The organism is Natronomonas gomsonensis, assembly GCF_013391635.1.
GTDB lineage: Archaea > Halobacteriota > Halobacteria > Halobacteriales > Haloarculaceae > Natronomonas > Natronomonas gomsonensis_A.
Genome location: NZ_JACAWU010000002.1, coordinates 490,388 through 509,753, shown reverse-complemented (window position 1 = coordinate 509,753; position 19,366 = coordinate 490,388). Strand labels below are relative to the sequence as shown.

Sequence of the window (19,366 nt, the reverse complement as noted above, 5' to 3'; positions counted from 1 at the left end):
CGAGCAGTGGTGACTTAGTGCGAAGATGACCTCGTCGAACTCTTGTTGAAGTGCTCGATACGCAAGTCTATTGACTGACTCTTCCAGTGTGGTTTGTCTGGAAACTTCTATAATCGACTTGTTATAGTAATCGCTCAATATAGACCGCATGTGGCCCGCATGAAGTACAATAATTCCCAGTAATCAGTACAGGGCAAGCAATCATCGGTTGAATCGGGTTGAAATATTATGTATGAAACATCCGAAGCGGGAATAATGCTTGACCCCGTTCTTGGCTCCGCTCTCTTAGGGATAGCCGGTGTCTCGTTCTTGGTGGGTGCGTATTCAGCGTATCAGCACCAACAACGACAGAAGAGTTCAGGCACGGCACGGCAAACCGAAGAGTTTCGCTTGCGACAGAGTATGAGTCAAGCGAAAGTCCCTGCATTACTCGTGTTTTTGCCAACCGCAATTAGCAGCTTCCTCGCCTCCTTGTTTGTCGGTCGGGCAGGTGGCCCTCCCCCAACGAGCGTATACCTGATGGAAATCGGGGGTGTAATACTTATTCTCGGGACAATTATCGGTGGGGCCACTATTATTGGAAGTATTGTCGGTGGAGTTCTTTAGCAAACGGTCTCCACGAGTGAATAGCTGACCCCCGTCCACTCAATCCGCAGACCTACCTAGCGGTTGTTCCACCACTAAGGGTGTGAAACGTACCTCATCTCTCCTCGCGTTGCTGTCGAAGCGTGGCATTCGCGCGTTCGACGTAGGAGTTTGACGACCAGCTGCGGGCGTCACTCATCTCGGCCAAAATCACCTCAGCGGTGTCGGGTGAGAGCGCGTCGTTCCGAACCAGCGCGGTGAGAAGAATCGGTGTTGTGACGAGGCGGGTTTCGGCCAGCGAGGCGTGGACGAGCGCGAGCCGATTGAACTCGTCACAGAGCAGTTGCACGGCGTCCACCTCGTTGGCCAGCGTGACCGCCGCGTTCTCACCATCGTCCAACGGAAACGTCTCGTCCAGTTCGACGGAACGCACCTCGAACGCGGAGCGACGGTCGAGAACCGCTTGTGCCCCCTCGCCGGAGGCGTCGTCGTAGGACGCCGTCTCGGTGAGTTCGTCGACGACCTGCTCTGGGACGACCACGGTGTGCGAATCGAGGAGGAAGTCGAGTGGGTTCGGTGAACTGTCCGCCACGGTTCCGAGGCTCACGAGGGCGGACGTGTCGGCGACTATCAAAACCATCTACGAGTCGGCAAGTTCCTCCGCGACTCCGTCCACGAACTCGTCGGTCAGTTGCTCTTTCAGGAGTCGGAAGTTGGCGGCCTCCTCGTGCCCGACGAGGTCCTTCAGTTCCTTGAACGTGATGTCGTCGTCGTAGTAGGCGTCCGCGATCTCCTGTTTCACTTCGTCGGAATGCGCGGCGTCCCGCAGATAGTCCCGAAGCGCGGAGATGAGGATGTCAGTCCGATCCGTCTCGAACACCGCAGCGAGCGCGTCGGCCCGGTCTACCAGCCCCCTCGGTGCACGGAACTGGACGCGCTTCTTGTTGGACTCGGAACTCATATGTGTACAATGTGAGTGCAGAGCCAAAACGCTTGCCCTCTCGTCACTACCCCATCCTTCGGAGCCACCGAAACCGGACATGGTGTTTTTCACCGAGGCTGAATTGAAAGAGCAGCTATCGGAAGAATATCCTGAGGACTAATCAGACTCAATACGGCTTGTATTGCTGGATTTCGAGCTACCGACTCTCTCGTTGCTCCACTTTGTTCAACTCGATGAGCAGCCGGAAAATCGCTTTGACGAGGTTGTCGTCGACGCCGAACCGCTGGGCGTTCTCGCCGGCACGGTCCATGACGGCCTGCTCTTGGGACTCGTCAGTCGTCGGCAGTCCCTGCTGGCGTTTCACCGCGGCGATGCTCTCGGCGACGTAGGTCCGTTGGGCGATGAGTTCGACGATTTCGCGGTCAATGGTCTGTATCTCCTCGCGGAGTTCGTCGAGGTCCATTTCGGCGGGGTCGCCGCCCGTTCGAGCGGCAGCCTCGTCGTTCACTTCGTCGTCGCTCCCGTCAGTTGTGTCGTTGTCAGCCATGTGTGTCCGTCTCGTTGATCCCAGCTGTCTTGCAGTCGTTCCAGTGTCTCTCGATCGCCGACGGCGGTGTAGCTCGGTCCGGTTCCCGAAAGCGAAGCGGCCGACTCCGGCAGCGCCTCCACGATTGGTTCCGTCGGGTAACCCAGTGCCGCACAGAAGGCGAGTCCGTTTATCGACATCGCCCGCTCGTAGTCGCCATCGGACGCCAGTTCGTACACTACGTCGGCCATCGGCGCGACCCGCTCACAGCGCCCCACGTCGGCATCGGCGGAAAACGAGCGTTCGTCGGGCGTGTAGACGAGTACGTCCCACGATGGTTCATCCCGTCGGAGGAGTGCGTCGTCGGTGTTGTCGGTGACGGTGACGCCGCCGAGCATCGACGCGGAGGCGTCGTCGAAGGCACCGGTGACCGTCACGCCGGCATCGCGGGCGGCCTCGACGCCGAGACGACAGGCGTCCTCGCGGTCCATCTCGGCGCCAAGGGCGTCCAGCGTCGCCAGCACGGTTGCGTTGGCGGCGGCGCTGGAAGATTTGAGCCCCGAGGCCATCGGCACCTCGCTTTCGGTGCGGACGTGTCCGCCCTCGCCGTCGCCGAAGCGTTCGACGACGCATTCGACGCATCGCTCGACGAGGCGGGTGTCGGCGTCGGGCGCTTCGGCCACCTCGCCGGTGACCTCCCCGGTGGCGTCCAACTCGACTGTCGCCTCGGTGTAGGCGTCGATGGCGAAAGCCGACCCGTAGCCGTTCGCCAGGGCGTTCAGTACGGTGCCCGCTGCGGGGGCGACTGCGCGACCATCCATCGGGCGAACCTCGGCCGGGCGGCTACAAAGCGGTGGCGGTTAGCGCAACGGCGCGACTACGCTTCGAGCAGTTCGATGCGATTTCCATCGGGGTCACGGAGAAAGACGATTCGCGTCCCGCTTTCGGTCGTCTGTGGCTCGCTGACCGTCTCGACGTCGTCGGACAGGCCGGCGACGAAGGTGTCGACGTCCTCGACTGCGAACCCGACGTGGCAGGCCCCCGGTTGGTTGAGCGCCGAGGTGGAAGCCGTTCCCTCGGGGTCGTACTCGACGAGTTCGATGCGGACGCCGTCGGCGTCGAGGTGTGCGAACGTTCCGGAAGCGCCTTCGACGTCGACGGCGGTCGCGAACGCCTCGCCGCCGACCTCGAACCGAGAGATGACCTCGAGACCGAGCGTGTCGCGGTAGAAGGCGACTGCACGGTCGAGATTCGAGACGGTCAGGCCGACGTGGTGGGCCGTGAGGTCGGTCATGGATGGCACCACTCACTGACCGACAAAGGCACTTCCGACGGGCGAAGACAGTTGGTGCTCGCCGCTGTAGTGAATCCATGTCACGACCGGAGATTCCGGCACCGGGGTTCGGCACGTCGGGATTAGCGGGCCAAGAGTGCGTCGACGCGGTCGGTTCGGCGCTCGAAGCGGGCTATCGCCACGTCGACACCGCACAGATGTACGACAACGAAGCGGAGGTCGGCGAGGCGCTCGCCGAAAGCGGCGTCGACCGCGAGGCGGTGTTTCTCGCGACGAAAGTACACCCCGACTCGCTAGCGCCCGAGGACGTACGTCGGACGACCGAGGCGAGTCTCGAAAGGCTCGGCGTCGATGCCGTCGATTTGTTGTACGTCCACTGGCCGATTCGAGCCTACGACGCCGAGGCGACGCTGTCGGCGTTCGACGAACTCCGGGAGGCGGGGTTGACACGCCACGTCGGCGTCTCAAACTTCACGCCCGAACTCCTCAGGGAGGCCCGCGAACTGCTCGACTCGCCCATCGTCGCCCACCAACTGGAGTGCCATCCCCTGTTGCCCCAGTCTGAGTTGGCAGCCATCGCCCACGAGACTGGCCACCAGCTCGTCGCGTACTCCCCGCTCGGACAGGGTGAGTTACTCGACCATCCCGTCGTTCGGTCGGTCGCCGCCGACCTCGGCGTGACGCCCGCACAGGCGGTGTTGGCGTGGCACCTCGACCGTGACATCGTCCCGATTCCGAAGGCCCGCGGTGAACACGTCCGGGATAACATCGATGCCAGGGAAGTCGCATTCACCGACGAAGCACGAACGCGCCTCGACGGCATCGACGAACGACGACGCGTAGTCGACCCCGACGGCGCGCCGTGGAACTGAGGGCGAAGCACGCCCCGAACCGCCAGTCAACGCCTCGCCTACTGAGACCACAGTGAGTGGGTCGTATGTGGCAACCAAGGGCGACCAAGCGGCACGGAATCTTAACGAACATTGATGATGTTTAACGTGGGATAGAACGCTAATCCACGGTCGACGAGACCCAGCGGACAGCACTGTCCGAACGCGTCGTCGCGTTGGAGTGGATTACAGCGACAGGAGGAATTCATGGCAGCAACACACCAATCGGAGACGGTAAAACAAGGAGTCGACCTGGACGCATTCCACGAGTTCGTCGAGCACGCGACGGCCAATCCCGAGGAGATACAGATGGAACTCGGGGCACGTGCGCCCTACGAGGGACGGCTCTTTCACAGTCTGGCGAGAGTCGACGAGTACACGCTCGGCGGCGAGAAAATCGAACGAGAGACCCGAGAGTACACCCTACCGATGGGTGCCTGGAAGGAGATGGAAGCGGCCGCCGGCTTCGTCGACCCGACGGACCGCATGGAACCCATCGAGGTAGCGCTGGCTGCACTCAGCGGCTGTCTAAACGTGGCCGTGGGCGTCACAGCGTTAGCCAACGACATCGAACTCGAGGGGCTGGAAACGAACGTCCGACTCGACTTCGACCCCCGCGTGGTCCTCATGATTCACGACGTCGAGGACGCCGCGGCCACGTTCGACGACATCCGCGTCGAGATAGAAGTCAGCGGCGACGGCCTCTCGGAGGCGGACGCCGAACTCCTCGCCGAGGGCGCAAAGCGCTCGCCGGTCTGGAACCTGATGCATCTCCCCCACGAGATGGAGCCGGTCGTCGATATTCAACGACCGATAGAGGCGGACGACTGACCGAGTGACGAACGCCCCGTCACGTCTTTTTTGAGTTTCGAGCGGGCAACCCAGCGACGAGCGGCCGGTCACCGTCGTCGCCCAACCGCCCCGCTTTTGCCGTCGCCGGCCGAATCGCCGTCAATGAGCCAGCGAAGCGACATCGCACCCGACACCCTCTCGGTCTCGTTGGAACCGGAGGGCGTCGAGGTGGAGTACGTCGACGGGCGGTCGGTGTTCTACCACGGCGTGCCGGCAAAGCGGGAGTGGTCGGTCGTCTGTGGCCCCGGCAAGGACGTCCACGTCCTCGTCACCTCCCCCGACGAACGGGAGGGCGTGATGGTGTACGTCAACGACCGCAACACCCACGACGACATCCTCGAATCGACCGGCGTCGGCCGGGTCATCATCGAACGCGGCGAGGAGACCTCGCTGTTCCCCGGCGTCGACGCCGAAAACCACGGCTACCGGGTCGAAGTGTCTGCCGACCCCGAAGCCGCCCGCGGACGGGTGTTCGTCTTCGCCGAAGACGAGATGGGGGAGGCCTCCTACGAAATCGTCTCGGCGGGTGACGACGAGGGCGAACGCGGAGCGGGCGAAGGCGACACCGAGGAAGGGGACAACGCCGACGGAGGCGAGTGATGCCGCTGAAGAAGGCGTGGGAACCGCTCGAACGGGCGACCGTCGGGAAGGTCCCGGACCGCTACGGCGTGTACGAACTCGGCGACGGCGACGGGAACGTCCTCGCGGTCGACCACGGGCCCCTCCGTGATAGCCTGAAGGAGGCCCTCGCCTACGGCGACGGCGAAGAAGTTCGGTGGCAAACGACTCAGAACCGCGAAGAAGCCGAACGACTCGCCGAGGACCACCGAGACCGACTGTAGCCGACGGCCATCACTCGCTGTCGGCTTCCCGAATCCGCAGTTCGCCGTCGGCGGCCGTAATCACGAGGGTCGCCCCGGCAGCCTCTATTCGGAGTTCGTCCGCGTGGATGCCGTCGGCGCCGCGGGACCGCAACAGCATCACGAGTTGGTCGAGTTCGCCGTCCGTCGCGGTGACCGTCTGGGTGTCGACCGACCTCGAGTCGGGTGTTTCCTCCGGCTCTCCCGCGATGCCGACGACGTTGCCGCAGTCGACACATTCCAACAGCGTAACGCCGGGCGTCTCGCTCGGAACAGCGTCCCCGCCGCACCGCTCACACGTGCTCTCACTGTCGGGTCGTGACTCCTCGGAACCCATCAAACGCGTCGCCGTCCCGACGGACAATAGAGGGTGCGGTTCGCGCTGTGACCGACCGGTGCCTAATTTGTTGGGCAGTACGCACATACCTCACGCGGCGGAACTGCGAGTGCACCGCTCGGCGGCGCTGGATACCTGTCGAGACGGTGCCACCGTCACGCATCGAGTGCGTGATGTTCTCCCCCACCACTCCCCACCCCGTTTTCGCCCTCGAACGGACCGAACGAACCGTCGGGTCCGGCCTCGGACCGTGGGAAGCGAACCGTGAAACGAGTGCCGTCGTCGATGTCGACCACATCGATGCTCCCGTCGTAGGAATCGACGAGCTTCCGGACGAGGTACAGTCCCAGTCCGTCCCCATCGCTCGATTTTCCCCGAATCTCGGGGTCGAACAGGTCGTCTCGAATCGACCCCGGAATCCCCTCGCCGTCGTCGCCGATGCCCACGACGACTGCATCGCCGTCGGTCGTGCCATCGACCGAAACGGTGAGGTTCTCGGTCGGGTTGTGTGTGACGGCGTTGTCGAGGAGGTTCTTGAACAACTCGACGACGAGGTCGTCTGCCTCGACGTACAGTGCGTCGTCAATGTCGGTGACGACGTTCACCTCGGGGGCCTTCGACTGTATTAGCGAACTCTGTTCCCGAAGCACGGGGGCGATGTCGATGGGTTCGAGGTCGCGGCCCCCGGTCTCGGATTCGATAATCGCATCGGCGGTTTCGAGCAGTTGTCGCATCGACTCGGTGCGGCCCTCGATGTGTTCGAGGTACTCGCGGTTCTGCTCGGATTTGACCTCGCCTTCGAGGAGGTCGGCGTAGCCGCCGATGGTCACGAGGTCGTGGCGAACGTCGTGTCTGAGAAGTCGAAGCAGGAACAACAGCGTGTCCCGCTGGTCTTCCTTCTCCTCGACGAGCCGTCGATTCTGGACGGCCTGGCCCCGATTGAGGCCGATGAGGACGCCCGCGGCGGCGCCGACCGACCCGACGACGACGAGTTCGTTGAGGAGTTCCAGGGTGAACTGCCCCGCGAGGAGGTCGGGAGCGGACGCCCAGAGGACGAACAGCGCCATGAGTCCGAACCCGCCGGCACACCACTTCGCGGCGCTGAAACACTCCGCGGCGTCGAGGTCGCTCCGGTAGATGGTCAGCCCCGACATCACGACGATGTACCCGAAGACGACGTGGACGACGATTCCCAGCACCGCTTGATTGACCGACGAGGTCCCCGGAAGCCCCCATGCGAACCAGAAGGTCAGTCCCGCAGCTGCGAGGGTCACGCCGAGGGAGATGAACACGAACCCCCACCGTCGACCGGGGCTTTCGAGCATCGTCCCACCTTCAGGCCCCACATTAGTATACGTGTCGCCCGATTGTCTGAAGTCATCCGACAGCGGGCCGGCCGCCGCGCCGCCACTCGACTCGCACGAACGCTTTTCTCCGTCGCCGTCGCTGGGAACGGTATGGCGTACAGCGCGGTCGACGACATCGAGGAAGCGTATCAGGCCACCAAACGGCTCCTCCTCCCGTTCGAACTCCGGCGGTGGCTCCGTCTCGCCGTCGTCGTCTTCTTCGTCTCCGGGATGAGTGGGGTCAATCTCAACAGCGGGTCGGTCAGTAACCTCCCGGCCCCACCGGGACCGGGGGTTTCGGGGCCGTCCATCTTCGATAGCCTCCCGGAGATGCTCGCCATCGCTGGAGTCGTCCTGCTCGTGGCGCTGGCCTTCGCCCTCGTCGGGTCACTCATGGAGTTCGTCTTCGTCCGCATCGTCGAGCGCCGAGACGTTCGGATTCGCGGCCCGTTCGGCGAGAACAGCCGGAAGGGCGTCTCGCTGTTCCTGTTTCGTCTCCTCGTCGGGGTGGTGCTTCTCGCGACGGTGCTGTTCCTCGCCGCGCTCGTCTGGGGGTTAGGCGTCGCGGGCGCCGTCATCGCAGTGCTGCTGTCGCCAGTCATCGCGGTCGGAGTAATCGGCCTGTATCTCCTCCACCGCTTCACCGTCGACTTCGTCGTTCCGGTGATGCTCGTCGACGACGTCGGCATCGTCGGGGGCTGGCAGACGTTCGCTCCCGAACTACGCGAGAACGCCGCCGAGTACGGCGTCTACGCACTCGTCCGAATCGGCCTCGGCATCGCGTTCGGCGTCGTCGTGGGCATCGGCTTCGTCGCCGTCGGAGTGCTGGTCGGCATCCCCTTCGCCATCCTCGCCGGTGTCGTTCTCGCCGTCCAGTTCCTCGTCGGACTCGGCATCGTCTTCTTCGCCCTCGCCGTCATCGGTATCCTCCTCTACGGAATCGTCGTCACCGTCGTCGGCGTGACGCTCGTTCAGACACCCGTTTCGACGTATCTTCGCCACTACTCGCTTTTCGTCCTCGCCGACATCTCGCCAGCCTACGACCTCGTCGCCGAGATTCGTGACGACGCCGACGAACCGTCGGCGGACGACTGAACGTCAGCGGTTGTCGAGAGCGATGACGACCACACAGCCGAGGAGACAACCGACCGCAAGAACGTAGAGTCCCCGTCCGATGACCGCCGGTGCATTGAGTTGGGCGGCCCCAAAGCGAGCCAGAAGGAACACGAGCGCCACCGACAGGAGCGCGATTATTCGTTCGCGTGCGGTTCCGGGGACCTCCATTATCCGTCGTCTAGGGTAATCGACGCGTCGGCGTCGAACAGGGCGTAAAACCCGGCGAGGCCGAGCAGCGCGAGCGCGCCGATTTCGAGGCCGTGACCGAGCACGTGAAGCGGCCCGTGGACGGTGATTTCGAACGCTTCGGCAGTGATGGCGGCCGTTCCAGCCAGCGTCGCCGAGGCGATTAGTCCGCCGATGCGGGTCCATCCCTCGCGGGTGAGCGCGAACGCCGCCGCGACGAAGACGACTGTGAGTGCGAGGATGAACATCGACTCGCCTGCTGGATGACCGGAGTGTAACGGAAGCATACGAGTTGCCTCGGAACCGTCCGACTCAACAGTTCCGGTCGAATCCTGCGGGAGGATTTATGCATGCGTCGCGTTCACACCACGCCATGACCGAGGACCGACAGCTGAGTTTCTGGGCGTGGGGGTACGAGGACCGCCTCCCCGACGACGAGGAGCGCCGGGAGTTGGCCGCCCGAATCGAGGGGCTGCTCGGGTTTCCCGAGCGACCCGTCATGGAGTATCCGACGCTCGCCGACATCGACATGCCAGAGTCCCGCATCGACGTGCCCGACCGATTGGCCGAGTTCGCGACGACCGACCGCCGAGCGCGGGCCAGTCACACGTACGGGAAGGGATACCGCGACCTCGTTCGCGGTTTTCACGGCGACTTCTCGAAGGCCCCAGACGTCGTCGCGGCGCCCCGAGACGAAAGCGACGTCGAGGCGGTCGTCGAGTGGGCGACGGCCGAAGGCGTCGCCGTCGTCCCCTTCGGCGGCGGCACGAGCGTCGTCGCCGGCATCGAGTGCGACGGCGACGGCTACGCCGGCGTCTGCTCGCTCGACATGCGGGAGATGAACGCTGTACTGGAAGTCGACGAACACTCCCGGAGCGCGAAGATTCAGGCCGGCGCGACCGGACCAGAAATACAGGACCAACTGCGGGAGTACGGCCTGCAGTTGCGACACTATCCCCAGTCCTACGAGTTCTCGACGTTCGGCGGGTGGGTCGCCACCCGCGCCGGCGGCCACTTCGCGACGCGATACACCCACATCGACGACTTCGTCGAATCGGTCCGGGCGGTGACCCCCGCCGGAACCCTCGAGACGCGTCGACTGCCCGCCTCCGGCGCCGGGCCCGACCCGAACCGGTTCTTGCTCGGCAGCGAGGGCGCCTTCGGCGTCATCACGGAGGGGTGGACCCGGGTCCAGCCCCGCCCGCCGCATCGTGCTCGGGCGACGATGTACTTCGATGAGTTCTGGGACGCCGTCGAGGCGACGCGGGACATCGTCCAGGCGCGACTCTACCCCGCCAACTGCCGACTCCTCGACAGCAACGAGGCGATGTTGAACGAACTCGCCTTCGACGGCAGCCACCTGCTCGTGTTGGGGTTCGAGTCGACGGACCATCCCGTCGACGACGACCTCGAACGGGCGATGGCGTTGGCCGAAGCTCACGGCGGCACCTGCCCCGAGGGACCGGCGATAGAGGACCGCTCGGCCGATGACGACGAATCGGACACCGACCGCTCCGACTCCTCGGAGGGGTCCTGGCGCGATTCCTTCATCGAGGCGCCGTACATGTTCAACTCGCTGGTCTCGATGGGCGTCCTCGTCGACACCTTCGAGACGGCGGTGACCTGGGAGCAGTTCCCCGACCTCCACGAGGCGCTCCAGGAGAACGTCGTCGGCGCGATGGAGGACGAATGCGGCGCCGGCTTCCTCTCGTGTCGGTTCACCCACGTCTACGAGGACGGCCCCGCGCCGTACTACACCCTGCTCGCGCCGGCGGAGGTCGGCCGGGAGTTAGAGCAGTGGAACGCCATCAAGCAGGCGGCCTCCGATACGCTGATGGAGTACGGCGCGACCATCACCCACCACCACGCTGTCGGCCGAGTCCACCGCGAACACTACCACGAGGAGGTGCCGGACGGCTACCTCGACGCCCTGCGGTCGATGAAGCGAACGCTCGACCCCGACGGCATCATGAACCCCGGTGCGTTGCTGTAGGCCTCACCGACGTATCATCCGAGGGCCATCGGTTTCTTACCACACCGTGTCGAACGTCCGACATCATGAGCAAACTGCTCCGTGTGCTGGGCGGACTCGTCCAGACCGTCGTCACGTTCGTCGTGTTGATACTGCTCGCCATCGCCGCCTTCTACGTCACCGTCTTCGTCGTCTCGACGGGGGCGGGGCTGGCCGGCTACGACCCCAGCGGTGACTTCGTCGTGTTGGCGGCGGCGCTGTTGGTCGTCGCTGCGCTACTCGGCGGTGTCCCGTTCCGTGGCCTGACCGAGACACCCGAAGAGGACAACGCCCGCGACCCCACGACCGGCTTCGAGTAGTTACGTCCCGCCAAAGAGGTCGCCGATTTCCTCGCCCTCGTTTTCGCCGGGGAGGATGTCCCCGAGGCCGGCACCGAACGCGCCGGCCGTCCAGACGACGCTGATTCGACACAGACTGAGAAACGGCTCTGCGGTGACGAGGCGTCCCCACAGCGCCATCGTCGCCGTGGCGGTCAGAAACGCGATGACGAGGACGCCGACCAGCCGCTTCGGGACGAATCCGAAGGCGAGTTGTATCTCGACTTCCCGAAACTCCGCGTAGTACAGCAGGCCGGCCGTGATGGTGACCACGAAGACGGCGTTGGCCAAGAAGTACACCGGAACGCCGTACACCAGCGAGGTGGCGAAGTGGGAGCCGATTTCGAGGACGCCGCCCTCGACGACCAGCGGCAGCGAGAAGATGGTTGACCCGACGAACGCCTCCAGTACGTCTCTGGTCGTGTATCGCTGGATGTTCCGCTCGACGTTGTCGAACGTCCGCCGCTCGAATCGGTGCAGTCCCTCGGCGAGGCGGCGGATTCGACGGGCACGGCGACGCTCCTCTCCGGCCGACACCGACTCCTCGAGGGACTCCAGTCGCTCGAGTACCTCGGTGGTCGTCGAGTCCTCGTCGGCCATAGCAGGGGTCTCGGCCACGGCGAGCAAAGAGTTGTCGCCGGTTCAGGCGGTCGCCGCGCGGGCTTCGAGCCAGTCGACGATGCGCTCGGGCACGTCGACGTCGGGCGTGGCGGCGTTCAGCGCCTTGAACTCACAGGTTGCGTTGACCTCGTGGACGGTGTATCCGGTCTCGGTTTCCATGAGGTCGACGCCAAGCAAGCCGCCACCGACGGCTTTCGAGGCTTCCTCGACGAGATGCCGCACCTCCCCGGTCACCTCGAAGGCTTCGACGCTCCCGCCACGGGCCGCGTTCGTAATCCAGTGGCCCGACGAGCGGGTCATCGCCGCAATCGGTTCGCCCTCGGCGGCGAGAACGCGGATGTCGCGGTCCGGTTTCTCGACGAACTCCTGGATGTAGAACACTTTGTGCTCGTAGCCGCCGAGGACGTCTTTGTGTTCGAGGACGGCTTCGGCGGCGGCGCGGGTGTCGAGGCGAGCGATGAGCCGGCCCCACGACCCCGTGACCGGCTTGAGGACACAGGGATACCCGAAGCGGTCGCAGGTCTCCAAGGCGGCCTCGACGCTGAACGCGACTTCGGTTCGGGGCGTCGGCACGCCGGCCTTCCGGAGGGCGAGACTCCCTCGGACCTTGTCGGCACACACCCACGTCGGTTCGGGACCGTTGACCACCGGCACGTCGTAGTGGGTGAGAAACCGGCTGACGTACCGGGCGCGACTCGACTCGAGACATCGGTTGTACGCCAACTCGACGCCCTCGAAGGTGTCGGGCGGATGCGGTCCCTCCAGTCCGAAGCCCATCCGCGAGGCGTCGACTTTCACCACGTCGTGGCCGCGATTCCGGAGTGCGTTCAACAGTAACTTCTCGTCCTCTCGAATTCGGGTGTAGACGAATCCCAGACGCATGGCGCTACTACGGCCGGCTATCGCTTACCAATTGTGTACTGATAACAACTCTCAATACGAAGTCTCCCGTTCCGTCGGAATCCAAACTTTTGACACGACGCCGCGTGAGGCGACACCATGGCACTCGGATTCGTCCGACGGCATCCGCTCGCGACGGCAGGAATACTGGTCGGTGCTGTCGGCATCGCCGGTTCACGCGTCGAGTCACGACTGGACCCCGCGGGCTGGAACCCCCCGGACCCCCCGGCGATGACCGGACCGCTGAACTCCAATCGGAGCCTGACCGGTCGGGAGACCGTCGTGGAGTGTGAAGGCCCCGAGGACGTGGCTTTCGACGACGACGGGAGACTGTACACCGGCACCGAGGACGGCGCGGTCGTCCGGACGACGGAACCGGTCGACGATGGGACGACGAACGCCGAGTTGGAACCGTTCGCCGACACGGGCGGCCGTGCCCTCGGCATGGAGTTCGACGGCGAGGACCTCCTCGTCGCCGCCACCGGCGCCGGCCTGCTGTCTATCGACCCCGCTGGCGAGGTGACGACACTATCGAGTAGCGCTGGCGGCCGAGACATCGTCTTCGCCGACGACCTCCACGTCGCCGACGACGGCACCGTCTACTTCACCGACGCGACGGTCCACGAACTGTTCCAGGACGAACTGTTCGAACTGCAGGACACCGGTCGGCTGCTGGCGTACCATCCCGACTCCGGAGAGACGACCGTCGAACTGGAGGACCTCGGCTTCGCCAACGGCGTCTGTCCCCACGAAGACGGCGAGTCGCTTTTGATAACGGAGACTTCGCGGTATCGTATCACGCGGTACTACGTCGACGGCGACCGAGCGGGCGAATCCGAAGTGTTCGCCGAGAACCTCCCCGGCTACCCCGACAACATCGAGGTCGCCGGCGACGGCGACCACTGGGTGGCGATTCCGAGCCTCCGGGACTCGACGCTGGACGGCCTCCACCGAGTGCCGTGGCTGAAGCGCCAACTCGGGAAACTCCCCGAAGCCGTCTTAGAGCAGGTCAGCGGCGACGCCTACGGACTGGTGTTGCGGCTGGATTCGGAGGGGAACATCGTCGAGTCGCTGCACGACCCCACCGGCGGCGTCTTCGGCGTCACTTCCGCGACGCCCCACGACGGCGCGCTGTATCTCGGGTCACTGTTCGGCTACCGGGTCGTGCGCTGTCCGCTGGAGTAGGTGGCCAGTTCAGTTTCACCGCGCTCTCACAATGTTATAGACGGCGTGGCGGGAACCACCGATATGGCTCGGCTCCCGGGCGTGACGACGCCCGAACAGGTGGTGTGTCACGTCGACATGGACTGCTTTTACGCCGCTTGTGAGCGACTCAAGGAGCCGAGGCTGGAAGGCGAACCGGTCGTCGTCGGAATGGGCTACGAATCGGGCGAAGAACACGGTGCGGTCGCCACCGCCAGTTACGAAGCACGGGAGTACGGCGTGGAGTCGGCGATGGCCATCTCGGAGGCCTTGGAGTTGCTCTCCCGCCGGGCAACCGCCGAGGACGACGAGGACACCGGCGTCTACCGGCCCGTCGACATGGCGTTCTACGAATCAGTGAGCGCCGACGTGAAAGCGGTCCTCGACGACACCGCAGAGACGGTCCGGAACGTCTCCATCGACGAGGCGTACCTCGATTTGGGCGACCTCGCGTGGGACGACGCCCGTGCGTTCGGTCGCGAGTTGAAAGCCGACATCGAAGACGAGGCCGGCGTCGTCGCCTCGGTCGGTATCGCCCCGAACATGACGACGGCGAAACTCGCCTCCGACGCCGACAAACCGGACGGACTCGTCGTGGTCGAACCCGAGGAAGTTCGGGACTTCCTCGCGCCGATGGCCGTCGAGGACCTCCACGGCGTCGGTCCAGTCACCGCTCGGGAGTTACGCGAGATGGGGTTCGAGACGGCCGGCGACGTCGCCGCCGCCGAGGAGACGACGCTACTCGACGCCTTCGGCGAACGGGGCCGAGACCTCCACGCCCAAGCGCGCGGCGAGGACGACCGCGCGGTCGAACCGAAGGGGCGGCCGAAGAGCCTCTCCAGCGAATCGGCGTTCGTCGAGACGACCGACGACTCGGAGACGAAACGCGAGAAAGTCCGGGGACTCGCCGAGGAGGTCGCCGACCGCGCGACCGCGAAGGGCGCGCTGTATCGTACCATCGGCATCAAGGTCGTCGAACCGCCGTTCGACGTGAACACCCGCGCGCGGTCGCTGTCGGGACCGGTCGACGACCCGGACCTCGTGGAAGCCGTCGCGCTCGATTTGCTCTCGGAGTTCGACGACGACCGGGTTCGGAAACTCGGCGTCCGCGTCTCGAATCTCTCCTTCGACGACCGCGAACAGGCGAGTCTGGATGCGTGGGAGGACTCCGACGACGATGTCGAGACGGACCACGACATCCGAAAACGCCATCGTGAACGTTCCCGAGATGGACAGGCCGACCTCTCGGAGTTCCAGTAGGGTGGGCAGGCTTTTGGCTGTCGGGGGCGAAGCGCCGGTATGAACCACCTCGCCGTCGCCGGCGACGAGACGTGGCACCTCCCTCGACACGCCCACGTCATCGTCCACGAGACGCCCGACGGCAACGAGTTCATTACGATTTACGACTGCGGTGCAGCCCAGAAGCCCCCGTCTGCGCAACTCATCGGCAACCTCGTCCGCGTCGACGCCGACCACGAACTCCTGAATCAGCCGACCGGCTACATCGCCAAACTGCGCGAGGAGTCGACGCTGGAACGGCAGGCCGAAGACCACTTCGTCATCCGGGCGGAGTGAGACGAGAGGATTGATTTTTCCGCCGACGGTCGGGCCGGTATGACGGTCGACGAGACGGCACATATCGAGAACTCGACGCTCGGCGACGTGGAGATACGGGAGTACGTGACAGTTCACGACTCCGAAATCGCTACTGGATGTCGCGTCTACGAACGAACGTCCATCAAGAAATCCAACATCGACGGGCCGACCGACATCAACGCCAACGCCTACGTCGAGAACGCCCGAATCGGGTCGGAGGTGCAGGTCGGCCCCAACGCCGCCGTCGTCGGCGTCACCCACGACCGCAGTTCGGAGGGAATGACGTTCCGCGAGGACACCTTCGAGACAGTGGTGCTGGAAGACGGCGCGTTCGTCGGCGCCGGTGCAGTCGTGTTGCCCGGCGTCACCGTCGGCGAGAACGGGGTCGTTGGGGCGGGAGTGACGGTGACCGAAGACGTCGCCGCCGGGGCGGTCGTTCGAAGCGACCGATAGCGGAATCACGCGCACGACGCCCGTCTGACGGAGAACTATGTGCGGTGGGCGTCTTCGGTTTCCCAATGGGCGAGGAAACGATTACCGTCGGAGAAGTGAGTCGTGGCGACGACGCCGGAACGGGCGTCGAGTTGCCAATCGTCGACTTGCTCACCGGACGGGGATTCATCACCGGCAAATCCGGTTCAGGGAAGTCGAACAGCGCGAGCGTCGTCGCCGAAAAACTGCTCGACCGCGGCTACAGCCTGCTCGCGGTCGACATCGACGGCGAGTACTACGGCCTGAAAGAGGAGTACGAAATCCTCCACGTCGGCGGCGACGAGGAGTGTGACCTGCAGGTCAACGAGGAGCACGCCGGCAAAATCGCCGAGTTGGCGCTCGAACAGAACGTCCCGATAATCCTCGACATCTCCAGCTTTTTGGACGAATCGGAGGCCCGCGATTTGCTGACTGAGGTGACGAAACATCTCTTCGCCAAGGAGAAGAAACTGAAACAGCCCTTCATGATGCTCGTCGAGGAGGTCCACGAGTTCATCCCTGAAGGTGGCGGCATGGACGAGTGCGGTCGGATGCTCATCAAGGTGGGCAAACGCGGCCGCAAACACGGCCTCGGCATCGTCGGCATCAGCCAGCGCCCCGCCGACGTGAAGAAGGACTTCATCACGCAGTGTGACTGGCTCTGTTGGCATCGGCTGACCTGGAACAACGACACGAAAGTCGTCGGGCGCATCCTCGGCAGCGAGTACGCCGACCACATCGAGGAGATGGACGACGGGGAGTGTTTCCTGATGACCGACTGGTCGGAGGACATCCGCGTCGTCCAGTTCGAGCGCAAGCGGACCTTCGACGCCGGCGCGACACCCGGTCTCGACGACTTCGAGCGCCCCGAACTGAAGAGCGTCTCCGGCGACCTCGTCGAGGAACTCCAGGAGATAACCGAGACCCAACAGCAACGGGAGAACCGCATCGAGGAGTTACAGCGCGAGTTGAAGCAGAAAGACGAGCGGATTCAGGACCTCGAACGGCAACTGTCGGAGGCACAGGACCTCAAGCAGATGGCCGACCGCTTCTCGCGGGCGATGATGGAGCAGGTGACCGGCCGGCCGCTGTCGGCCGCGCCGGGACGACAGAGCGAGCTCGAAGAGGTCGCCCGAAAGCCGGTCCGCCGCGACCCCGAACTCGAAGCGGAACTGGACGCCGTCCGAAACGGCGAGCGCGAACCCGAGTCCGGGCAGGTACCCGACGCCAGCAGCGACTGGGACCGAGCTGGCACCGACAGCCCCGGCGACGCAACCGGAACCGATTCCGACGACGAGCAGGACCACGAATCCGTCGCATCGGAATCGGCGGAACCGGAGGCCGACCCCGTCGACGACGCCGAGGGGCCGGCGAACTTCGGGGATGCTTTCGACGGAATCGACTCGGTCGGAGCCGAGGAAACGACCGAAACGGACACGGAGCCGACCGTCTCGGAAGTCGCAAGCGGCGAGGAACGCTCGCCGACGGCGACCGCGACGGAAACGGCCAGAGACCCGCTCGTGAGCCGACTGCGGGACGAGATTTACTCCCTCGACGCTATCGCCGTCGAGATGCTCAGACACTACCGGGATTACGGTCCGACGACGCCACAGGAAGCCCACGCCGCCGCGGGCGGGTCCGGCGACAGAACCGAATCCTACGCCGTCAACCGCGCGCTGCGCCAGCGAGGGCTCGTCGCCCACGTCGGTCGCGGCAAACACGACTACGCGCTGCCCTCGTTGGTCGCCGAGGAGTCGGTCGACCCCTTCGAGCCGAACGAGCGACTGCCCGACGACGAACGCGATGAGTTGGTCCAAGCAATCGAGGCAGCGTTCGTGGAGGGTATCGAGCCACAGACAGCGGACGAAAGCAACGGAACCGCGGCCGCCGACGGCGGCGAGGTCGAATCCGACCACGCCGACGGCGTGACGCCGTGGCCGGAAGAGTAATCGGGTCACACGCCGGCGAAATTTTTAATCTCGATTCTGCCGTTGGTTACAACGAGTCGGAAGCGACGTGTGTGTCGGTACGAGCGCTCAGAGGTGAGTCCACATGCACGAAGACGAAACTACGCTCGTCTGTCACGTCAGGGCGCCGCTCGTCGCGGATCCAATCGAATCGCGCGTCGAAACGCTCCGTTCCCTCGAAGACGGCCCACTCGTCGACACCGTCGTCGTTCGGAGTTGGCCGGAGACTGTCCGCCTCGACGACGAGGGCGACCACGAAACCCTCGCCCGATACGAGCGATTCCGGTCGTGGGCCGACCGGCGCGGCGTCTCGATTCGACCGCCCTTCGAGACGCGAACCCGGTCGTCGATAGTCGAGGAAGACGGTGTCGACGTGTTGGTCACGCCGACGCTGTGTCTCGCCGTCTACCGCGAAGAGCGGTTAGTCGGCGTCTTCCCCCACGCCGCTGACGGGGAGACCTATACCGTCGAGGAGGCCGTCGATACCCTTCGGAGCGGTGAACTGCCGCGTCCGCTCGGGTCGATAGACCCAAAGCCCACGGCCGAGCAGCGACGCTGTCCCGATTGTGAGGGGGCTCTCGTCAACGGACAGGGCGTGTTCATCTGCCCGGACTGTGCGTGGGTGGGCGCGGCGACCGCCGACGGGTGGGCGGAGTTGCCGACGGCCGGCACGCGGACCGCCGAGGCGCCTTCGGACTGACGCGACGGTGCCATCGAACGGGACCGGACGCCCTCGCCGGTGCCAAGCGAACCACAACCACCCCGTAACTACCCTTATTTCCGACACTGGAGTAGCCTCTTTCGACGCCGGCAACCACGCCGGTGAACTGCGTGGAGAGAGACATGTCCAAGGATACGAAAATCACGGTACTCTGTTATGCACGGGAGCCAATCGTCTCGGAATCGGTCGAATCGAACATCGAACTGCTGGAGCGGTGTGAGCGCGGCCCACTCGTCGACCGGGTCGTTCTCCGCGGGTGGCCGGAGAGCGTCCGGTTGGATGGTGAGGAGAGCCCCACTCGCGAGGTCGTCGGCCAGTTCGAGCAGTTCGAGGCGTGGGGGGAACGCCACGGGGTCAGCCTCCAACCGGCCTTCGAGAGACGGACTCGGTGTTCCATCGCCGACGACGAACACAGCGTTCTCGTGACGCCGTTGCTGTGTCTCGCCATCTACCGAAACCAAGAGTTAGCGGGGGTATTCCCGCATTCCGTCGACGGGGAGACCTACACGGTCAGAGCGGCCATCGAGACGCTTCTCTCGGGGGAACTCCCGACACCCTCGCAGTCGGGGCGACAAGCGGACCGACTGGCGCCGAAGTGACAGT

At 64.6% G+C, this 19,366-nt stretch carries 25 protein-coding genes; 14 read left to right on the top strand and 11 right to left on the bottom strand.

Annotated elements, in window-relative coordinates; translation table 11 throughout:
- Positions 1–700: 700 nt before the first annotated feature.
- From HWX69_RS11020 to HWX69_RS11000, 5 genes are all read right to left on the bottom strand, one after another.
- Positions 701–1,225, bottom strand: a complete 525-nt coding sequence (locus HWX69_RS11020) for a hypothetical protein (protein WP_178917152.1) — start codon at positions 1,223–1,225, stop codon at positions 701–703.
- Positions 1,226–1,546, bottom strand: a complete 321-nt coding sequence (locus HWX69_RS11015; protein WP_178917151.1) for a hypothetical protein — start codon at positions 1,544–1,546, stop codon at positions 1,226–1,228.
- A 178-nt stretch (positions 1,547–1,724) separates the two neighbouring features.
- Positions 1,725–2,075 (bottom strand): chorismate mutase, encoded by a 351-nt coding sequence (locus tag HWX69_RS11010; RefSeq protein ID WP_394353445.1) that lies wholly within the window; start codon positions 2,073–2,075, stop codon positions 1,725–1,727.
- Entirely contained in the window at positions 2,033–2,875 is an 843-nt protein-coding gene (locus tag HWX69_RS11005; RefSeq protein WP_178917150.1) for a shikimate kinase, read from the bottom strand. Before HWX69_RS11005 ends, HWX69_RS11010 begins: the two co-directional genes overlap by 43 nt.
- Before the next feature lie 56 nt (positions 2,876–2,931).
- A complete protein-coding gene (locus HWX69_RS11000; RefSeq protein WP_178917149.1) occupies positions 2,932–3,348 on the bottom strand; it encodes a VOC family protein in 417 nt (138 codons plus the stop codon).
- Positions 3,349–3,425: 77 nt separating this feature from the next.
- On the opposite strand from HWX69_RS11000, the gene HWX69_RS10995 reads away from it, so the two are divergent.
- The 4 genes from HWX69_RS10995 to HWX69_RS10980 all read left to right on the top strand — a co-directional run bounded on the left by HWX69_RS10995 (position 3,426) and on the right by HWX69_RS10980 (position 5,932).
- The gene (locus HWX69_RS10995) at positions 3,426–4,220 is read left to right on the top strand and encodes an aldo/keto reductase (protein WP_178917148.1); all 795 of its coding nucleotides are present in this window, start codon (positions 3,426–3,428) and stop codon (positions 4,218–4,220) included.
- A gap of 225 nt (positions 4,221–4,445) precedes the next feature.
- Positions 4,446–5,069, top strand: a complete 624-nt coding sequence (locus tag HWX69_RS10990) for an OsmC family protein (RefSeq protein WP_178917147.1) — start codon at positions 4,446–4,448, stop codon at positions 5,067–5,069.
- 123 nt (positions 5,070–5,192) lie between these two features.
- Positions 5,193–5,690, top strand: coding sequence for a DUF5796 family protein (locus HWX69_RS10985; RefSeq protein WP_178917146.1), 498 nt, complete (start codon positions 5,193–5,195; stop codon positions 5,688–5,690).
- Positions 5,690–5,932 (top strand): DUF7508 domain-containing protein, encoded by a 243-nt coding sequence (locus HWX69_RS10980; RefSeq protein WP_178917145.1) that lies wholly within the window; start codon positions 5,690–5,692, stop codon positions 5,930–5,932. The genes HWX69_RS10985 and HWX69_RS10980 overlap by 1 nt, the downstream gene beginning before the upstream one ends.
- 10 nt (positions 5,933–5,942) lie before the next feature.
- Here the strand turns inward: HWX69_RS10980 and HWX69_RS10975 are convergent, their stop codons facing one another.
- Together HWX69_RS10975 and HWX69_RS10970 are read right to left on the bottom strand one after the other, a co-directional pair.
- Positions 5,943–6,287 carry a hypothetical protein gene (locus HWX69_RS10975; protein WP_178917144.1) on the bottom strand — a complete coding sequence of 115 codons (345 nt, stop codon included), beginning with the start codon at positions 6,285–6,287 and terminating at the stop codon, positions 5,943–5,945.
- A 155-nt stretch (positions 6,288–6,442) separates the two neighbouring features.
- Positions 6,443–7,612, bottom strand: a complete 1,170-nt coding sequence (locus tag HWX69_RS10970; protein ID WP_178917143.1) for a sensor histidine kinase — start codon at positions 7,610–7,612, stop codon at positions 6,443–6,445.
- Positions 7,613–7,744: 132 nt separating this feature from the next.
- Between HWX69_RS10970 and HWX69_RS10965 the strand changes: the two genes are divergently transcribed.
- On the top strand, positions 7,745–8,728 hold the full coding sequence (locus HWX69_RS10965) for a DUF7544 domain-containing protein (RefSeq protein ID WP_178917142.1): 984 nt from the start codon (positions 7,745–7,747) through the stop codon (positions 8,726–8,728).
- A gap of 3 nt (positions 8,729–8,731) precedes the next feature.
- On the opposite strand, the gene HWX69_RS10960 is transcribed toward HWX69_RS10965, so the two are convergent.
- Together HWX69_RS10960 and HWX69_RS10955 are read right to left on the bottom strand one after the other, a co-directional pair.
- Positions 8,732–8,917: a hypothetical protein gene (locus HWX69_RS10960; RefSeq protein WP_178917141.1), complete on the bottom strand. Its 186-nt coding sequence runs from the start codon at positions 8,915–8,917 to the stop codon at positions 8,732–8,734.
- Complete coding sequence (locus HWX69_RS10955; RefSeq protein WP_178917140.1) at positions 8,917–9,222, bottom strand: hypothetical protein; 306 nt, start codon at positions 9,220–9,222, stop codon at positions 8,917–8,919. The genes HWX69_RS10960 and HWX69_RS10955 overlap by 1 nt, the downstream gene beginning before the upstream one ends.
- Before the next feature lie 86 nt (positions 9,223–9,308).
- On the opposite strand from HWX69_RS10955, the gene HWX69_RS10950 reads away from it, so the two are divergent.
- The gene (locus tag HWX69_RS10950) at positions 9,309–10,928 is read left to right on the top strand and encodes an FAD-binding oxidoreductase (protein ID WP_178917139.1); all 1,620 of its coding nucleotides are present in this window, start codon (positions 9,309–9,311) and stop codon (positions 10,926–10,928) included.
- A 65-nt stretch (positions 10,929–10,993) separates the two neighbouring features.
- On the top strand, positions 10,994–11,266 hold the full coding sequence (locus HWX69_RS10945) for a hypothetical protein (RefSeq protein ID WP_178917138.1): 273 nt from the start codon (positions 10,994–10,996) through the stop codon (positions 11,264–11,266).
- On the opposite strand, the gene HWX69_RS10940 is transcribed toward HWX69_RS10945, so the two are convergent.
- Complete coding sequence (locus tag HWX69_RS10940) at positions 11,267–11,884, bottom strand: DUF2391 domain-containing protein (protein ID WP_178917137.1); 618 nt, start codon at positions 11,882–11,884, stop codon at positions 11,267–11,269.
- A 42-nt stretch (positions 11,885–11,926) separates the two neighbouring features.
- Positions 11,927–12,787, bottom strand: coding sequence for a RimK family alpha-L-glutamate ligase (locus HWX69_RS10935; protein WP_178917136.1), 861 nt, complete (start codon positions 12,785–12,787; stop codon positions 11,927–11,929).
- Between the two features lie 117 nt (positions 12,788–12,904).
- Here HWX69_RS10935 and HWX69_RS10930 point away from each other — a divergent pair, with 117 nt between their 5' ends.
- The 7 genes from HWX69_RS10930 to HWX69_RS10900 all read left to right on the top strand — a co-directional run bounded on the left by HWX69_RS10930 (position 12,905) and on the right by HWX69_RS10900 (position 19,362).
- Positions 12,905–13,990: an SMP-30/gluconolactonase/LRE family protein gene (locus tag HWX69_RS10930; protein ID WP_178917135.1), complete on the top strand. Its 1,086-nt coding sequence runs from the start codon at positions 12,905–12,907 to the stop codon at positions 13,988–13,990.
- Positions 13,991–14,053: 63 nt separating this feature from the next.
- Positions 14,054–15,268 carry a DNA polymerase IV gene (gene dinB, locus HWX69_RS10925; RefSeq protein WP_178917134.1) on the top strand — a complete coding sequence of 405 codons (1,215 nt, stop codon included), beginning with the start codon at positions 14,054–14,056 and terminating at the stop codon, positions 15,266–15,268.
- Positions 15,269–15,307: 39 nt separating this feature from the next.
- Complete coding sequence (locus HWX69_RS10920; protein WP_178917133.1) at positions 15,308–15,583, top strand: hypothetical protein; 276 nt, start codon at positions 15,308–15,310, stop codon at positions 15,581–15,583.
- 39 nt (positions 15,584–15,622) lie between these two features.
- On the top strand, positions 15,623–16,057 hold the full coding sequence (locus tag HWX69_RS10915; RefSeq protein WP_178917132.1) for an acyltransferase: 435 nt from the start codon (positions 15,623–15,625) through the stop codon (positions 16,055–16,057).
- Between the two features lie 65 nt (positions 16,058–16,122).
- Positions 16,123–18,024: a helicase HerA domain-containing protein gene (locus tag HWX69_RS10910; protein ID WP_178917131.1), complete on the top strand. Its 1,902-nt coding sequence runs from the start codon at positions 16,123–16,125 to the stop codon at positions 18,022–18,024.
- 103 nt (positions 18,025–18,127) lie between these two features.
- Positions 18,128–18,742, top strand: a complete 615-nt coding sequence (locus tag HWX69_RS10905; RefSeq protein ID WP_178917130.1) for an HTH domain-containing protein — start codon at positions 18,128–18,130, stop codon at positions 18,740–18,742.
- Between the two features lie 143 nt (positions 18,743–18,885).
- Complete coding sequence (locus tag HWX69_RS10900) at positions 18,886–19,362, top strand: HTH domain-containing protein (protein WP_178917129.1); 477 nt, start codon at positions 18,886–18,888, stop codon at positions 19,360–19,362.
- The last annotated feature ends 4 nt before the right edge of the window (positions 19,363–19,366 follow it).

Coding starts and splice junctions, on each gene's coding strand:
- HWX69_RS10900 (WP_178917129.1), top strand. CDS start 18,886: ATGTCCAAGGATACGAAAATCACGGTACTCTGTTATGCACGGGAGCCA.
- HWX69_RS10980 (WP_178917145.1), top strand. CDS start 5,690: ATGCCGCTGAAGAAGGCGTGGGAACCGCTCGAACGGGCGACCGTCGGG.
- HWX69_RS10970 (WP_178917143.1), bottom strand. CDS start 7,612: ATGCTCGAAAGCCCCGGTCGACGGTGGGGGTTCGTGTTCATCTCCCTC.
- HWX69_RS10945 (WP_178917138.1), top strand. CDS start 10,994: ATGAGCAAACTGCTCCGTGTGCTGGGCGGACTCGTCCAGACCGTCGTC.
- HWX69_RS10985 (WP_178917146.1), top strand. CDS start 5,193: ATGAGCCAGCGAAGCGACATCGCACCCGACACCCTCTCGGTCTCGTTG.
- HWX69_RS10915 (WP_178917132.1), top strand. CDS start 15,623: ATGACGGTCGACGAGACGGCACATATCGAGAACTCGACGCTCGGCGAC.
- HWX69_RS10990 (WP_178917147.1), top strand. CDS start 4,446: ATGGCAGCAACACACCAATCGGAGACGGTAAAACAAGGAGTCGACCTG.
- HWX69_RS10975 (WP_178917144.1), bottom strand. CDS start 6,287: ATGGGTTCCGAGGAGTCACGACCCGACAGTGAGAGCACGTGTGAGCGG.
- HWX69_RS10995 (WP_178917148.1), top strand. CDS start 3,426: ATGTCACGACCGGAGATTCCGGCACCGGGGTTCGGCACGTCGGGATTA.
- dinB (WP_178917134.1), top strand. CDS start 14,054: ATGGCTCGGCTCCCGGGCGTGACGACGCCCGAACAGGTGGTGTGTCAC.
- HWX69_RS10920 (WP_178917133.1), top strand. CDS start 15,308: ATGAACCACCTCGCCGTCGCCGGCGACGAGACGTGGCACCTCCCTCGA.
- HWX69_RS10905 (WP_178917130.1), top strand. CDS start 18,128: ATGCACGAAGACGAAACTACGCTCGTCTGTCACGTCAGGGCGCCGCTC.
- HWX69_RS10965 (WP_178917142.1), top strand. CDS start 7,745: ATGGCGTACAGCGCGGTCGACGACATCGAGGAAGCGTATCAGGCCACC.
- HWX69_RS11015 (WP_178917151.1), bottom strand. CDS start 1,546: ATGAGTTCCGAGTCCAACAAGAAGCGCGTCCAGTTCCGTGCACCGAGG.
- HWX69_RS10960 (WP_178917141.1), bottom strand. CDS start 8,917: ATGGAGGTCCCCGGAACCGCACGCGAACGAATAATCGCGCTCCTGTCG.
- HWX69_RS11010 (WP_394353445.1), bottom strand. CDS start 2,075: ATGGCTGACAACGACACAACTGACGGGAGCGACGACGAAGTGAACGAC.
- HWX69_RS10955 (WP_178917140.1), bottom strand. CDS start 9,222: ATGCTTCCGTTACACTCCGGTCATCCAGCAGGCGAGTCGATGTTCATC.
- HWX69_RS11000 (WP_178917149.1), bottom strand. CDS start 3,348: ATGACCGACCTCACGGCCCACCACGTCGGCCTGACCGTCTCGAATCTC.
- HWX69_RS10935 (WP_178917136.1), bottom strand. CDS start 12,787: ATGCGTCTGGGATTCGTCTACACCCGAATTCGAGAGGACGAGAAGTTA.
- HWX69_RS11005 (WP_178917150.1), bottom strand. CDS start 2,875: ATGGATGGTCGCGCAGTCGCCCCCGCAGCGGGCACCGTACTGAACGCC.
- HWX69_RS10950 (WP_178917139.1), top strand. CDS start 9,309: ATGACCGAGGACCGACAGCTGAGTTTCTGGGCGTGGGGGTACGAGGAC.
- HWX69_RS11020 (WP_178917152.1), bottom strand. CDS start 1,225: ATGGTTTTGATAGTCGCCGACACGTCCGCCCTCGTGAGCCTCGGAACC.
- HWX69_RS10910 (WP_178917131.1), top strand. CDS start 16,123: ATGGGCGAGGAAACGATTACCGTCGGAGAAGTGAGTCGTGGCGACGAC.
- HWX69_RS10930 (WP_178917135.1), top strand. CDS start 12,905: ATGGCACTCGGATTCGTCCGACGGCATCCGCTCGCGACGGCAGGAATA.
- HWX69_RS10940 (WP_178917137.1), bottom strand. CDS start 11,884: ATGGCCGACGAGGACTCGACGACCACCGAGGTACTCGAGCGACTGGAG.